The organism is Mucilaginibacter sp. P5_A6, assembly GCF_056400585.1.
Genome location: NZ_JBFUKZ010000016.1, coordinates 76,606 through 92,125, shown reverse-complemented (window position 1 = coordinate 92,125; position 15,520 = coordinate 76,606). Strand labels below are relative to the sequence as shown.

At 41.3% G+C, this 15,520-nt stretch carries 16 protein-coding genes; 7 read left to right on the top strand and 9 right to left on the bottom strand.

What is annotated here, in order from left to right:
* Nucleotides 1-11: 11 nt before the first annotated feature.
* Nucleotides 12-560, top strand: coding sequence for a CAP domain-containing protein (locus tag AC1DO4_RS17240; RefSeq protein WP_477418005.1), 549 nt, complete (start codon nucleotides 12-14; stop codon nucleotides 558-560).
* A 206-nt stretch (nucleotides 561-766) separates the two neighbouring features.
* On the opposite strand, the gene AC1DO4_RS17235 is transcribed toward AC1DO4_RS17240, so the two are convergent.
* Nucleotides 767-1,831, bottom strand: a complete 1,065-nt coding sequence (locus tag AC1DO4_RS17235; protein WP_477418003.1) for a polysaccharide deacetylase family protein — start codon at nucleotides 1,829-1,831, stop codon at nucleotides 767-769.
* A 116-nt stretch (nucleotides 1,832-1,947) separates the two neighbouring features.
* Between AC1DO4_RS17235 and AC1DO4_RS17230 the strand changes: the two genes are divergently transcribed.
* Nucleotides 1,948-2,220 carry a hypothetical protein gene (locus AC1DO4_RS17230; RefSeq protein WP_477403866.1) on the top strand — a complete coding sequence of 91 codons (273 nt, stop codon included), beginning with the start codon at nucleotides 1,948-1,950 and terminating at the stop codon, nucleotides 2,218-2,220.
* The gene (locus AC1DO4_RS17225; RefSeq protein WP_477418001.1) at nucleotides 2,217-2,978 is read left to right on the top strand and encodes an MBL fold metallo-hydrolase; all 762 of its coding nucleotides are present in this window, start codon (nucleotides 2,217-2,219) and stop codon (nucleotides 2,976-2,978) included. The genes AC1DO4_RS17230 and AC1DO4_RS17225 overlap by 4 nt, the downstream gene beginning before the upstream one ends.
* Nucleotides 2,979-2,987: 9 nt before the next feature.
* Here the strand turns inward: AC1DO4_RS17225 and AC1DO4_RS17220 are convergent, their stop codons facing one another.
* Both AC1DO4_RS17220 and AC1DO4_RS17215 read right to left on the bottom strand, forming a co-directional pair.
* Entirely contained in the window at nucleotides 2,988-3,410 is a 423-nt protein-coding gene (locus tag AC1DO4_RS17220) for a hypothetical protein (RefSeq protein WP_477417999.1), read from the bottom strand.
* 181 nt (nucleotides 3,411-3,591) lie between these two features.
* Nucleotides 3,592-4,569 (bottom strand): glycoside hydrolase family 5 protein, encoded by a 978-nt coding sequence (locus tag AC1DO4_RS17215; RefSeq protein WP_477417996.1) that lies wholly within the window; start codon nucleotides 4,567-4,569, stop codon nucleotides 3,592-3,594.
* Nucleotides 4,570-4,787: 218 nt separating this feature from the next.
* On the opposite strand from AC1DO4_RS17215, the gene AC1DO4_RS17210 reads away from it, so the two are divergent.
* Nucleotides 4,788-6,419 carry an amidase gene (locus AC1DO4_RS17210; RefSeq protein WP_477417994.1) on the top strand — a complete coding sequence of 544 codons (1,632 nt, stop codon included), beginning with the start codon at nucleotides 4,788-4,790 and terminating at the stop codon, nucleotides 6,417-6,419.
* Between the two features lie 118 nt (nucleotides 6,420-6,537).
* Nucleotides 6,538-7,467 carry a DUF72 domain-containing protein gene (locus tag AC1DO4_RS17205; RefSeq protein WP_477417992.1) on the top strand — a complete coding sequence of 310 codons (930 nt, stop codon included), beginning with the start codon at nucleotides 6,538-6,540 and terminating at the stop codon, nucleotides 7,465-7,467.
* Here AC1DO4_RS17205 and AC1DO4_RS17200 read toward each other — a convergent pair.
* From AC1DO4_RS17200 to argH, 3 genes are all read right to left on the bottom strand, one after another.
* A complete protein-coding gene (locus AC1DO4_RS17200; RefSeq protein WP_477417990.1) occupies nucleotides 7,464-8,168 on the bottom strand; it encodes a DUF1345 domain-containing protein in 705 nt (234 codons plus the stop codon). The genes AC1DO4_RS17205 and AC1DO4_RS17200 overlap by 4 nt on opposite strands.
* A 62-nt stretch (nucleotides 8,169-8,230) precedes the next feature.
* Entirely contained in the window at nucleotides 8,231-8,431 is a 201-nt protein-coding gene (locus AC1DO4_RS17195) for a YwbE family protein (RefSeq protein WP_477403852.1), read from the bottom strand.
* 9 nt (nucleotides 8,432-8,440) lie between these two features.
* A complete protein-coding gene (gene argH / locus AC1DO4_RS17190; RefSeq protein WP_477417988.1) occupies nucleotides 8,441-9,847 on the bottom strand; it encodes an argininosuccinate lyase in 1,407 nt (468 codons plus the stop codon).
* A gap of 429 nt (nucleotides 9,848-10,276) precedes the next feature.
* On the opposite strand from argH, the gene AC1DO4_RS17185 reads away from it, so the two are divergent.
* Nucleotides 10,277-10,630 carry a hypothetical protein gene (locus AC1DO4_RS17185; RefSeq protein ID WP_477417986.1) on the top strand — a complete coding sequence of 118 codons (354 nt, stop codon included), beginning with the start codon at nucleotides 10,277-10,279 and terminating at the stop codon, nucleotides 10,628-10,630.
* Nucleotides 10,631-11,034: 404 nt separating this feature from the next.
* Complete coding sequence (locus AC1DO4_RS17180; protein WP_477417984.1) at nucleotides 11,035-11,340, top strand: hypothetical protein; 306 nt, start codon at nucleotides 11,035-11,037, stop codon at nucleotides 11,338-11,340.
* Nucleotides 11,341-11,879: 539 nt separating this feature from the next.
* Here AC1DO4_RS17180 and AC1DO4_RS17175 read toward each other — a convergent pair.
* From AC1DO4_RS17175 to AC1DO4_RS17165, 3 genes are all read right to left on the bottom strand, one after another.
* A complete protein-coding gene (locus tag AC1DO4_RS17175) occupies nucleotides 11,880-13,766 on the bottom strand; it encodes an NACHT domain-containing protein (protein ID WP_477417982.1) in 1,887 nt (628 codons plus the stop codon).
* A gap of 50 nt (nucleotides 13,767-13,816) precedes the next feature.
* Nucleotides 13,817-14,626 carry a PD-(D/E)XK nuclease domain-containing protein gene (locus AC1DO4_RS17170; protein WP_477417980.1) on the bottom strand — a complete coding sequence of 270 codons (810 nt, stop codon included), beginning with the start codon at nucleotides 14,624-14,626 and terminating at the stop codon, nucleotides 13,817-13,819.
* Between the two features lie 300 nt (nucleotides 14,627-14,926).
* Nucleotides 14,927-15,517, bottom strand: coding sequence for a hypothetical protein (locus AC1DO4_RS17165; protein ID WP_477417978.1), 591 nt, complete (start codon nucleotides 15,515-15,517; stop codon nucleotides 14,927-14,929).
* Nucleotides 15,518-15,520: the final 3 nt, after the last annotated feature.

The window sequence follows — 15,520 nt, the reverse complement described above, 5'->3', positions numbered from 1 at the left end:
TCATATACTATATGAGAAATTTAATTGCAAAAGCAATTTGCACACTTACCATATTATTCATGTTTGGCGCCACGTATGGTCAAAGTACCCGGTTTAAAAACGAATTTTTATCACGTATAAATTCAACACGCACCAAGGGATGTAATTGCGGCGACACTTACTTTCCGCCGGCCACGCCCCTAACCTGGAACGATAAATTATTTGATGCTGCAACAGGCCACGCAAAAGATATGGCTAAACGGACCTACTTTAGTCATACCAGCAAAGATGGCCGCAGCATGGAGGACAGGATAGTTTTTGCCGGATACAAATTTAAAGGCTTTAAGAGTTTTGCCATAGGCGAAAACATTGCCCAGGGACAGCTAAACATAGCCGAAGTAATGGATGGCTGGTTTAAAAGTGAAGGTCATTGCAAAAACCTCATGAACCCCGACTTTAAGGAAGTTGGTGTAGCCGAATATAACACTTACTGGGTGCAGGATTTTGGCGGCCGCACCTCGTTCACTGCCGAACAGCAAAGGCTCATTAAATCGGGAAAATACAGGCTGATACAGAATTGATGTGCAGATCTGCAAATTTCAAATGTGCAGATTATTTGTCTGAACCGGAATAACTCGAATTAATGAAATTACAGAATTTTAAATCCGATGAATTCAATAGATTCATTTAATCCAGGTCCAAAAATCAAACATTAAAAATCATCTCGATACCCATACATCAATTCATTCATCTGCACATCTGAAATTTACATATCTACACATCAAGTCTATTCAACATTCCCCACCTTTGCTCTTCGTTCCATAACTTCGCGCCAGGTGGTTAAAATAAACCCTTGTTGCTTTAAAAAAGCTTTTAATCGTGGGTCGGTCATGGCAAGCAGATCGCCTTTGCGTTTTTTACCGGTGTCAGATATGTGGTCGAAATTTGGTGTTGGGTTGGTGCAATGCATAATCACCATAGTTAAGCCCGGCGATAAACGGCCAATGCTTTCAATATAATGATCAGTATACCATTTTTGGATCTGCTTATCCGTCATATTATCAATATCGGGCATCTGCCAGTCATAACTTGAGTTATGCAGATCGTCCAAAACAGGCAAACCGGCTTTCCAGATCATAAGGCCCGTTTCTTTTACATTAGCCAAAACTGCCGGCTCTTGTATTACCATACCTTCGGTGTATTTACCCTGTTTTTTCAATTCGGCAATAGTAGCGGCTTTGGCTTCGGCCCTGTAAAACAGGTTGTCTCCACCCGGAAACATAACCGGGATCTGTTTTTCGATACCCAGCTTAATATACTTTTCCATATAAGATGGCTTGGCAAAAAGCGTCCCCATGTGCGAGTCGAGGTGGGTAGGTACAAAGCCCATACTCAAGGCCCTGTCCAGTTGTGCTCTTATTTCTCTATCTACCTCATCTGCCGACGCCCTGAAGTAAACAGCCGCAACAGACGGCCATAAACAACCTTGCTTATCGGTAAGTCCCGGTACTGCGGTTTTGCCGGCCAACGGCCCCCAACGGTAGTTATCCCACTCTGATGTTAAAGTTAAATGCAGGCCGGCATCTACATCAGGATGCTTATCCAGGTACGTTTTAAACTCAGATACCCATGCACAGGGCATCATCACACTGGTTGAAGTAGCTACACCCTCACCAATAGCTTTCTCTGCCCCATCATTTGATTCGTGCGACATACCAGCATCGTCAACATGCAAAATAATTACACGGGCGCCCTTGGGCCAGCCCAGTTTCTCGGCATAGGTTTTAGTTTGCTGGGCTAAAGCTGTTAAACAGGCGGTTACACATATTGCAAACAGGATGATTTTTTTCATTGTGATATTGAGCGTATAATTGGTTAATAAATATAGGGATATAGGCTATTTAAAACAAAGATGGCGATAACCAAAAATGAACCTGCAATTACACTTAATTTACTATTTTTGAAATAATGCTTCCTGCAACTAACCATACCCTCGAAAAACTGGAAATGCTGCTTAAAACAGCAGGTTACAAGGTGCGGTATGAAAAAGGCAACTTTAAAACAGGTGCATGCCTGTTGCTGAACAGCCGAATGGTGATCGTCAACCGTTTCTCGAACCTGGAAAGTAAAATTTTAGCCCTTGTTGAGCTTTTGCGTGAACTGGAAATAGATTTTAAACTGCTCGACGAAAAACAAGTAGCGTTTTTGCAGGAAATTAAACAAACAAAACTCCAGCTGTGACCATAACATTTTTAGGAACCGGAACTTCGCAGGGTGTACCTGTTATTGCCTGCGGCTGCGAGGTATGCACCTCGCTAAATCCACAGGATAACCGGCTGCGCACCTCTGTTTTAATTGAAGCCGAAGATAAAACGATAGTTATTGATTCCGGACCGGATTTCAGGTACCAGATGCTGCGTGCGGGCGTAAAGCATCTTGATGCTATTGTATTTACCCATGAGCATAAAGACCATATTGCCGGCATGGATGATATCCGCGCGTTTAATTACCGTCAAAATGGTCCGGTTGATGTATATGCAGATTTTCGCGTACAAAGGGCATTGGTTCGCGAATTCCCATATATTTTTGATGGTAACGGTTATCCCGGCGTTCCACAGGTAAAAATACACCCAATAGGTTTGGATCCATTTACCATTGGCAGTGTAACATTTACGCCGGTTGAGGTTTTACATTACCTGCTCCCGGTTATGGGCTTCAGGATAAATGATTTTACCTACATTACGGATGCAAAAACCATATCCGATACAGAAAAACAAAAAATAAAGGGAACCAGGATCCTGGTAATAAACGCACTGCAAAAACAAACCCATATATCGCATTTTACGCTCGATGAGGCTATTGCCTTTGCGCAGGAAATGGATGCTGGCGAAACCTATCTCACTCACATCAGTCACCGTTTAGGTAAACACCAGGATATCACCAGTGAGCTGCCTCCAAACATCCACCTGGCCTACGATGGCTTAAAGCTGACCATTTAAAATATTTAGTTATAAATCAATATAACTGATCCTTTCTATTGCTCCTTTATACTGGTTTAAATGCCCGGTATCATGCGCGTCAACCCTACCTTTAATGGTAACATGTTTATTGTTGATCTGGGTGAACTGCCCGTTATTATAGGCAAACAAGCCTATTCTTGTACCCTCCAGATATAACGGGCAATCGGGATTAAAATCTATCCAGATAGCCTGCTTAATAGAATGATCGGCAAAAAGGCTGTCGTTAAATAAAGCAGATTGCTCCGGAGCCTCAACGTACTTACCGGTAACCTCTACATATTGCTTATCGTATTTTTTAAGGTGATTTACCAGCTCCGTAAAAGGAACACGTTTGTAAACAGGAGAATAGTCATCATTGCAATCACTTCTAAAAACTTTTTTACCATGATCACATCCAAACAGCAATGCCATTAAAATAGCGGGGAACAATATTTTGATCGGGCATTTTGGCATCATCACTACTAAAAAAGCAAAGTACATTCAGAGATCATAAAGATACCAAATACATATGCTGCATATGTATTTGTAATGCAAATTATACGTTACCGCCTCCCTTCCTTCATTAAGCCTCCGCGGAGGGTTTGGGAGGGGCCTATTTATTTAACTCTCTTAGCACGTTCCTTATATACAAACCTGCAGGTGTTAAATTAGCCTTCGTCCACCCGCCATATAGGGGGGCACCTTTTTGCAGAATAGCGGTTGTTTCGTGCTTATCGGTTATATTCCAGTTGGCCCAGCTAAGCTTGTTATCTTCTGCCCATTTTAACCAGGTTTGGGTTTTGTGCATATTAAACTCGCCGTCGCCATTGGCCTCGCCCACACCCCACTCCGTAACTATAAGCGGCAAACCAAGTTTTATAGCCTTATCAGCCCTTGCACGAAGTGCTTCCTGGTGATAAGGGTCGCTGGCATAAAAATGAAAAGAATATGCAATATTATTAAAACCAACAATCGGGTCAGCAGCAGCTATATCCACATCCTGATCCCAATTGGGACTACCTATCACAATTACATTTTCCTTATCGTATTTTCGGATCACAGGAATTACCTGCATGGCATAATCTTTCACCGTTTTCCAATGCGTTTTTGCAGGCTCGTTCCAGATTTCGTAAATTACGTTAGGCACGCCGGCATATTTTTTTGCCATTTGCTTAAAAAACTCTTTTGAATCCTGTATATGCAGGTTGGCATTATGGTCGTGCCAGTCTATCAGTACATAAATACCATTCTTTACAGCCTGGTCAACCACATCTGTGATCATCTTTTGCTGCTCATCCGGTTGTCGTAAGTACCCACCACCAGGCTCCACACCCATCGCCGCCCTGATAATGGAGATCTTAAAATCATCAGCAAGCCAGCTAACTACCCCCGGATTATAATATTTACGCCCCTGCCATAAACTCCATGAAAGGCTAATACCCCGCAATTGCGGTGCAATCCCCTGATGGTTCACCAATTTACCATCCTGTACCTTTAATGCGCCATTACGGGCAACGGGCGTTAAGTTTTGAGCCAATATTGCCGTATTTGTAGTTAAAACCAGCAGCATAATTAGTACTTGCCTCATCATTTTATATTTGGATAAGGCAATGTAAATAATGAGAAGTTATAAATGCCTATTTGCAAAAATCACGTTATATTATGTTAAAATTGGTCTCTGTCAACATGCAGTATCATTACCAACAAGAATAAATTACTTATAGTCATTATATGTTGTAACATTTTAGACTGACAGTTTTTAATTAGCTAAATATTTTGTTATTTGTAGATGCTTTTTAAAACCCGGTTATGCACAGAAGAAATTTCCTCAAAACAGGCTCATTAGCAGGCTTAACAATATCAACATTGGTAGCTGCTTCATGCAGTCAGCCAGCCGCAGACGATAAAAAAAACGATACCACGGCAACCGACAGCAAGGATGACCTGTTTGAACTCTCGGAAACCACTATAACCGATCTGCAGGAAAAAATGAAGGCTAAGCAATATACCTCGCGCCTGCTGACCGAGCTTTATCTGAAACGTATTGAGGAGATAGATAAAAACGGCCCAAAACTGAACTCTGTAATCGAACTGAACAAAGATGCCCTTAACATGGCCGACGCGATGGATAAGGAACGCGCGCAGGGCAAAGTACGCGGCCCGATGCATGGCATCCCCGTGCTGATAAAAGACAATATAAATACCGGCGATAACATGCACACCACCGCAGGTTCATTGGCACTGGGCGATAATTTTGCAAAACAAGATGCTTTTATTGTACATAAACTGCGCGAAGCCGGTGCGGTATTATTAGGCAAAACCAATTTGAGCGAGTGGGCCAATTTCCGTTCCACCCACTCTACCAGCGCATGGAGCAGCCGGGGCGGACAAACCAAATGCCCATATATCCTTGATCGCAATCCCAGCGGATCAAGCGCCGGATCGGGCACCGCTGTAGCGGCCAATTTATGCACCATAGCAATCGGCACCGAAACCGATGGATCAATAGTATCGCCAGCATCAGTAAATGGCCTGGTGGGCATTAAACCAACCGTGGGACTGTGGAGCCGGTGGGGCATTATTCCTATCTCCAAAACACAGGATACCGCCGGTCCAATGGCCCGTACTGTTAAGGATGCAGCCATATTCCTGGGTGCATTAGCAGGTATCGATGTGCAGGATAGTTTCACCCTTGCCAGCAAAGGAAAAGCCGAAGCAGATTATTCCAAATTTTTAGATGAAAACGGCCTGCAGGGTAAACGCCTCGGGGTTGAGAAATCGGCCATGGAAGGTAATGCGGGGATGGTGGCTTTACTGCAGGATGCAATAAAGGTACTTAAAAGCAAAGGCGCCACTATAGTTGAGATAGAACTAAACAAACAACTGAAAGACATTGGCAAAAGTGAATTTACCGTTTTACTGTACGAATTTAAAGATGGCCTAAACCAGTATTTAAGCGCAGCTAATGGTAAAGTTAAAAGCCTTGCAGATGTGATAGCTTTTAACAAGCAGAACGAGGCCAAAGCAATGCCTTTTTTTAAGCAGGAAACGTTGGAGCTTGCCCAAGCCAAAGGCAACCTTAACAGCAAAGAATACCTTGATGCGCTAAAGAAAACCAGTACCGGAGCTAAAAAAGCGATAGATAAGATCCTCACCGATAATAAATTGGATGCCATTATAGGCCCTACCAACGGTCCCGCAGTTTGTATCGACCTGGTGAACGGCGATTATGATAATGGCTTCTCCTTTTCCAGCCCGGCTGCAATGGCCGGTTATCCGCATATTACGGTGCCCATGGGTTTATTACATGGCTTGCCTATCGGGCTGTCGTTTTTTAGTACAGCTTACAAGGAGGGTGATATTATTAAGCTGGGCTATGCCTACGAACAGGCCAGTAAAAAAAGGGTTAAACCTTTGTTTAAGGTTGATTTGCTGGCGTAGTAAAGCATCGTTCATTTGGATTTAAGTTTAACTCGTCATGATATCCTGAGCCATGGAACTTTTTTTATAACTTAGCCCAACCCCTTGCTTAATCAACCACTCACCAATCAACTAACTCATGGAATTTGGCAAAGTAGCACCCGAAGAATTAGCCTCAATAGATTTCACACTGCCACCTGACGCAGAACTCACAAAAAGTGTGTTAAAAGCAGCTAAAACAGATAATGAGCCAGTACAGGTACGCGTTGGCTGTGCCAAGTGGGGACGCAAGGAATGGGTTGGACAGATCTATCCGCCCAAAACCAAGGATGCTAATTTTTTAGATGAATACGTAAAGCATTTTGATTGCATTGAACTGAATGCTACCTTTTACAATGCGTACCCTCCCGAAACTATTGCCAAATGGAAAGACAAAGCTGCTATAAACCCGCAGTTTAAATTTTGCCCAAAGTTTACACAAAGCATCAGCCACATCCGGCGCTTAAAAAACGCTGAAGATATTACCACCAGCTTTTACCAAAGTATGCTGGCATTTGGCGAAAAGCTTGGTCCGCTGTTTTTGCAATTGAGCGATAACTTTACACCAAAGAGCTTTCCGGAACTGAAAGCCTACCTGGAGCATTTGCCAAAAGATGTACCCGTATTTGTTGAACTAAGGCATAAAGAATGGTTTGCTAACCAGGAAAACCGGGATAAGGTTTTTCAGCTTCTGCGTGATCTTGATATAGGATCGATAATTACCGATGCATCCGGAAGACGCGACATATTGCATATGACCCTGCCTACACCTCATGCCTTCGTCCGTTTTGTTGGCTGTACAGATAAAGAAGGAGAATACGATCTGGATAAAGCGCGCCTGGATGAATGGGTTTTACGCATCAAAGACTGGAAGCAGCAGGGATTAAAATCCGTATGGTTTTTTATGCACCAGCATGACGAGCGTTTTTCGCCCATATTATCTGATTATGTAACCAACGAATTGAACAAGGCTTTAGGTACCAGCCTATTACGTCCCCAGTTTATTGAACAACAAAGCAGCTTATTTTAATTAGCTACCAGGCCCGATATTACGTTGATACTTAATGCCACTATAGCGGTATTAAAAGCGAACGAGATCATCCCATGGATCCATGCCAGGCGGCGGATCTGGCGGGAGGAGATCTCTACATCTGATACCTGGAATGTCATACCTACAACAAAGGAGAAATACACAAAATCCAAATAATCAGGTTCAAAATTCTTTTCATCACCCGGAAATTCCAGGCCTCCAATTAGTTTAGTTTGGTTATTATCATCAGGGTCTGTGGCGTAATACATGTGTGCATAGCGCAGGGTAAATATGGTGTGTACCAGCACCCATGATACAATTACCGATGCCATCCCTAACAAAACATGACCGGTCGCTATTTCTGGCGGAAGTTGCCTGGATGATTTGAGCAGGAAGAAAATAGCCAGCATACTGACTACCGAGGCTACTATCACAAATGCAAATATCAGTACCCGGCTGGAATCTTCAATTTTTGCTATCCGCCTTACTTCCAGAGGGTGCGAAGACAGAATGATGATCCAATCCATCACAATAATACTTAACCCAAAAGCCAGCCAGGTAACTAATACCGCGGCGGGTAAACTACACTTTCCCCAAATAAAAATCGCAGTGGCAATACCTACTATGAATGCGATGAGCAGTTTGTGGTGCGCATCTAATCTGAGCCATGATTTTACTTTACTTTTAGGGCTTGCAGGCATATTGTATTTGTACTATGGTAAGTACATGTAAATATGGCAAACAATTGTGTAGAATTTATGAATTAATCTTCCTCCACTATCCAGGCCACACGCCCTACCTGCCCGTCATCTAACTGTACCTTGATACCACGGGAATGATAGGCCGAGCTGGTGAGCAGCCTTTTTACAATACCGCGGGTTAGGGTGCCTGTACGCTGGTCTTTTTTCAGGATGATATCAACCTCAAGACCAGGGTATATATCGCTTCTGTTTTGTCCGTTCATAAGCCCCCTCTAAATCTCCCCCGGTAGGGGAGACTTGTTAATTGAATTTTTAAAGCCCTCCCTACCGGGGAGGGTTGGGTGGGGCTCCACCAAGTCCCTTATCGCTCCTTCAACCTTGGCAAAATCAAAGTTAGTCAGTAGCTTATCAAAGGCTGCAGTGATATGTTCGTTACCTAGGTTGCCTATGCTGCCTTCGTGGGTATGGTTAACGGTTTTGTCGGGGTTAAAGTCGCCTTGCTCAATGGCCAGGCCAACCTGTTTGTAGGCATCGCGGAATGGCGTTCCGCCTAATACCATACGGTTAACTTCCTCTACACTAAACAGGTACGCATATTTAGGATCTTTCAGTATATCGGTGTTCACCGTTATATTCTGGAGCATGAAAGTGGCCATATGCAGGCAGCTCTTCAGGTCGGCAAAGGCGGGGAACAGGAGCTCCTTAAGCAGCTGCAGCTCGCGGTGATAGCCCGATGGCAGGTTGGTGGTCATCATGGCTACATCGGTTGGCAGGGCCTGCAGGCGGTTGCACTTGCCGCGCATAATTTCCCAAACATCGGGGTTTTTTTTGTGGGGCATAATGCTGCTGCCGGTGGTAAGGGTATCCGGGTAGCTCACAAATGCGAAGTTCTGGCTCAGGTAAAGTGCCTGATCCATAGCCATTTTGGCAAGAGTGGCCGCTATGGATGATAGCGCCTGCGCAATAATACGTTCGGTTTTACCACGGCCCATCTGGGCGTATACTACGTTATAGTTGAGGCTGTCGAAGCCCAATAGTTCGGTGGTTAAGGTGCGGTTAAGGGGGAACGACGAGCCATAGCCGGCTGCCGAACCCAGGGGGTTCTTATTGGTGATCCTATAAGCGGCTAATACCAGTTCCAGGTCGTCGGCGAGGCTTTCGGCATAGGCCCCAAACCAGAGGCCGAATGACGAGGGCATGGCCACCTGCAGGTGGGTATAACCGGGCAGCAGCACATCTTTATACCTGTTACTCAGCTCAATAAGCTGGCGAAACAGGGTTTCGGTTTCTTCAACTACCTGTTGCAGCTGGTGGCGAAAAAACAGTTTCAGGTCAACCAGCACCTGGTCGTTGCGGGAGCGGCCGGAGTGGATCTTTTTGCCGGCATCGCCAATGCGCTGGGTAAGAAGCATTTCTACCTGCGAGTGTACGTCTTCTACCCCATCCTCGATGGTGAAATTTCCCTGCTCAATATCAGCATAAATAGCTTTCAATTCACGCTGAACAAGCTCAAGATCAGCAACATCCATCAGGCCAATGCTTTGTAGCATGCGGGTATGGGCCAACGAACCCAGCACATCAAAAGCGGCCATTTCCTGATCAAACTCACGGTCGCGGCCGACGGTGAAACTCTCGACCAGCTGATTAACATTAGTGGTTTTTTGCCATAACTTGCTCATAGTGCAAAGATGTAAATTTAGTAGCAAGTAGATAGTATCAAGTAGCAAGATTTTAGAAGGGTTATTACCTTACGTTTTTTTGTGTTGTTTTAACCTAAGGCGTTGGAAACTGCGTCGTAATTTTTGGAATAATAATGTGTAACAAAAGGCATTATTATGTAATAAAATCGAGAAATATCCTGTTTTGTACCATAAAAAACGATATAGGTTTTTTTAGTAGTGGAGGGTTGATTTTTTAACCCGGAAAAATCCCGGATCAGACAAACTTGCTATGCCCTGTAGCCGCACCGCTCACCACCCTTCCGCCCGCTTTCGCCCGAAGTTGTTCGGCCGACGGGGGAAAGGAAATCCTTTGTCCGAAAATCTGAAAGTCGGGGAGTCCGAAGTCCGGGAGTCCTTACTCCAAAAATTTGATTAATTTTAACGACTATGGATAAGCGGCAGAAAAAAATCCGGGGGATCATTTTCTTGATTTTCCTGGCAGGCTCATTTTTAACCCTTATGTATTTCGATCACCGGGCTGTTAACAAAGGCTTTTATGCATTCGATTCAAACAACATCCGCGGCCAAATCGCGCAAATTGAGATGGCAAGGAGCAGGGTAGCAATCCAGTTGAAAGGAGTTGACGTGCGATACTATTTACACCAGGAAACCCGGTCGCACCAAAAGATGGATTTTTATAAGACGGTGCACATAGGCGACTCAATCTTCAAGAAAGCGTTTTCAGATTCAGTGTTAATCAAAAACGGAAAAACAAAATCGGTTTATATCATATCAAATTAGCCCCCTGTCTTGATACCTGATACTAACTACTTGATACTCCTTCAAGCGCTCCTGTGTTGATACCTGATACTAACTACCTGATACTTCAAAGCCCTTGCGATAGCTGGGAAATCAGACTGTTGCGTTCGCAACAGGTGAAACAGTGAAAAATGATATCTATTTAAAAATCAATACTTTAAGAATTGTCATATTTTATAAACCGCAACAAAAAACAGAATTACCGTATTGATCTGCAAAAACACTATTTGCAAATTAATCAATTAAAATAAATCAATGTTTAAAGCGTTAGCATTAAACAGTCTTCTTGTTAGCTTCCCCCCTAATTATCTAAAAAACTCTTCTTTTTACTACCATCATGGTACTTTGTATTGTTACAATTCAGTCGCAATTAAATGAAATTAATCATGGAAAAAGTAATCGTTCAATTCAACATTCCTGGCATGACCGCCAAAGAGTATGATCAAGCGTGGGTAGAACTGCGCAAAGTGGGTCAATCAGCACCATTGGGACTTCACCACCATGTAGGAGCACAGCAAGGCAATAACTGGATAGTGATTGATGTTTGGGAATCGGCAGATGCATTCAATAAATTTGGGGAAACCCTAATGCCAATTTTGAAAAAAATTGGTATTGCTGTTGACCAGGTTAAGCCGGTGATAACGCCTGTGCACTATGAATACGAAAACATGGAAGCAAGTGTAACTCACTAAATGGTTGCGCAATCCGGTATGTGCGGAAACTGCTTCTTCTCAGCACCTAAAGAGTTTAGTACGCTTTAGGTGTTTTTTATTATAAATTATTCACATCGCTGGTGCCCGCGTACACCAGCGATGGGTTTATATCTTAACAAATTAGCCCATTGTCTTGATACTTGATACTACCTACTTGATACTTCTCCGGGCGTTCCCCTCCTGCGTCGGGTCAGGCTGTACGCTTATACGGCTACAGGCATTATCAGCCAGCCGGCTGACGGTATTCGCTGCCATCCTTAACGCGGGCTGTGGGGTAGTTTAAGCTGAGTGCTTTACAAAAACACCGTGATCTGTATGCGGGCACACAAGCCCGGAGGCTTGCGGCAGCGATGAAAGAAAAACCCTTGCGGCAGCTTGGGGGTCTGTTCCATAGAATAATCCCACGCTGTACAACCTATTTCTTTTTATGTAAGCAAGAACTCTGTTACCGATTTCCCAAATCAAATATGCCAGTACGGCGAAAAGCCCTTGCGGTAGCCGGAGTAGTTCTATAATACCTAATACTTTTTAAGTATATCATGAATATAGTTATCAATGGCTATTTTACCAGGAAGATAGTTTCTTTTTTCTAACGATTTGCTCGAGTGTTCTTTATGAATGTAGATTGTTACAAGATAATGAGCCTCGTGTTTCTCATAAGTTTTAAGAAAATTTGGTATCGAAATCGCTAAATTAGTTTGGCTTAATAATTTGATCAAACATTGTAAAAAAATTATTTCTTGAAGTTCCTCTGACATAAGTGAAAGAAACACAATAACGGCAGGGTCATCATTAAAATCAGGTCGCTCTTCAATAAATCGATCTAAAAAAATATTCCAAAAATCCTGAGTAAATTTTTTCCTTAAATTAATGAACGTATGAAAATATGTATTCGGTGAAGAAGATAAGCTTGCCGCAATTGCGATTTCATTTGGAAGTGCTTTAAGAATATCTACTTCTGGTATTGCCGATTGTGAGAATATAAATTTTGCTGTAAGGTATTCTTGCAATGACTTATGCGAAAATTGATAGCTATTATAGCCATTTTGTATTAGAATTCCGCTATGACTCTCAATTTCATTTACTATTTTTTTTGCTTGCGTTGCAGGTAAATTGTGCATTTTGTATATCTTATTATAACATTTTCTTATGTCATCATTTGAGAATATAGTGCTCTTAAGTTCATAACTAAAACAAAATGAAAGATGTGCCAAGAACTCTTTCTTTTTTTCTATATAGAATTCCGCATAAGCAGAAGTTCTTGTTATACCTCTTTCTTCGTCCCATAATTCTAGCAGCAATTGAATTACTAAGTCATAAATATATCGCGGCTTAGATGGGATTGTCTTCCTCCTTTCGTAAATAGCACATAAATGAGAAAGAGTCAAAGGCCTAATTGTAGTATCGTAGTATGGCGAATCCTTAATCTTCGAAAACAGTTCGTCAGCGTCTCTTTTATTATTTAGCCATTTTTCTGCCAGTTCACGAATTTGAAAATCATTCAACGGGCGAATTTCAAATGTATTGGTGTTAGTTAATTTGGTTTTAAACTCTCCGTTTCTTGATGTAATAATAAACCTCGATTTTTTTAAGGTCAATGACAAAGTATCGAAATCTCGTTCAATAATTTTTTTAAAATCGTTACTAGGAATTTCATCGAAACCGTCAAAAAGCAAAAGAATATTACTTTCTTCGAGGAAGTCGATAATCGTAATCTTAGTCAAGTTAAAATATTCATTCATTAAAATACCCATATTAACTTCCGGAAAGTTAATCGTTATCCCAAAGACGCCTAAAAGGATACTAAACAAGTTATATTGACGACCTTGAGTGTCAAAAGAATTAGGGTAATCTATTTCTCTAAATCTAATTACTACTATGAAAGCGAATAGGGTTTTATTCTCTTTTATTAAAAATCGTCTACAAATATTTTTCATAAGGGTCGTTTTCCCCGCCCCCGGTCCTCCATAAACAATTATATTTTTAGTAAGATGATCTGAAATCGTTGAACTTTTAATCGTATCAACCTTTTCATTTACATCCAAACGATTTTTCAATGGCGACAGAAATAAATCGATATCGACAAATATATTCTCCAATTCTTTTGATTTCTTAGAGAAATTAAAGCTAATTTCTTGACTCCATATGTCCGCTTTTTTTAAATTGAGTAATAAATGCTTTAATAAGACAGACTTAGATATTTCCATTCGGTAACTCTCAACAAAATAGTCGAAGTCTTTTTTTGAAAGCTTTTTTTTAAGCTGATTTTCTAAATTTTTGGCCTCAAAGTCGAAAATGTTCCCAATTTTGCTTACTCCATTGTTCAGAATTTTTTCACTAAAAGAATCTATATCAATGCCTTTAAAATTAATTTCCTTTAATAATTCTTTTACGTAGGAGTCCATTACTGTCTATATTTAATTATCAAGATTAGCTATTATTATTCAATACAATATTAAATGGTAACTATAACCAAACTCCAATTGGCAGGGAAGTGTTTACTTTTCCAAGCTACTTCAATTGATTCTGGAGTCGCAATAGATGCATTTTCTAAACAAATCACAGCAATGAAATTTTCGTATCGCGAATCTCCATCATAGTTTGACGCATCTATTCTAACTTCATCAATGAAGTCATCAACTGTTTTTTTATTATTTTTTATAAATTTATACTCAATGGCTATTTTAAGTTCTGGAATTAAAATATCTGGAGTATATGTCTTGAATTGCTGAATAAACGACGCTTTATTCAATAATCGAGTCGATGGATAATATAAACCAAGAATCCACTTAACTGCATTGTAAATGTCGCTTTCGGAATTAGTAGGTAAATTTAACTGCTTAATAATAAACGCAGTATTTCCAAGGATTGATGTTAATTTAATTGCTTCTTCGACTTTGGTTATCTGATAATCAAACTGTCTAAATGCGTCCAAAAAAATTTTATAATAAATAATAATTTTCAATTCAGATTCACCTTCTGGATGCAATTGTGTTGTTTGAAGAATTTCAGATTCGTCATTAATCATAGTATCTAGCTTACTTTTAAACGAGTTAAGATAGGAGCTCATTCCAACCATTTCAAGATAGGCTTGTATTAAGTAATATAAATCGATCACTTTATTTTTTATCCATTCTTTTGTGAACCCTGGGTAATCCTCAAAATCGTCTTCGCCAATCATAAGATTAAAATGAGTACTCTCGATAGATGAAATAATTTTCTTGATTCTTTGTTCGGTATAACTAATATTTTCGTCTTTTGACATACCTACCACTATTTTAGATGATTAATTAAATATAATATTTGAAAAGATTTATTGTCCTCTAATACAAATGACACATCATCCGCTGCCGCAGACTCCGCCTCATGCACCCCCAATGCTAGTATATGCCTTTGGGACTGGCTGTTGTTCAAAGTTTCCCCAGCCCGCAAGCACTTTTCGATGCCGCAGGCGTCCAGGCCTGTGCGCCCACATACAAATCACGATGCGGTTGTAAAACGCAAAACGCTCGATGACCTAAATCACCTTCGCCCCTGTTGGTATTAACCGAATGCCGTCACCTATTTACTTACCCGCTGCCTCATTCTGTTTTTTGAATTGATTAAACAAATCCTGATCGGTTGAATTGGACGGCTGGGGCGCCGGCCCCTTAGTTACACTATCAATTGAGGTTGGTACCCGGGCATCCTTCATTTGCACACGCCCCTTTGCCAGCTCGCTTTTAAAATACTCAAAATCTTTTTTTTGATTATAAAGGTAGTCTTGCAGTTTGGCGTCATAATTAACTCTCACGGTACAGGCATAATCTGAGCCCAGCATTAAAAAAAAACACAGCGATATCATTATTATTAAAAGCACAAATCCATCCTGCACTTTGCTTTTATCGGTAAAAACAAACACATAAAGCATAAAACCAGCAATAAATGTAAGTAAGGCCGGGATGATAACGCCGATTACGGGGCTTTCGCTTAAGCCAATATGTATCCCAATTGTTAACCCAAGGAATGAAAAAGCAATGGCAACCAGCAAAAAATATGCTATTGTGTTTTTGGCAGTACCCCTTTTTAATAGCCTGTATATACCAAATATGGCAACCCAGGCAATAACGGCTACGAGGTATAACCAAAGATAATCTGAAAATTGATATTTGAACATGGC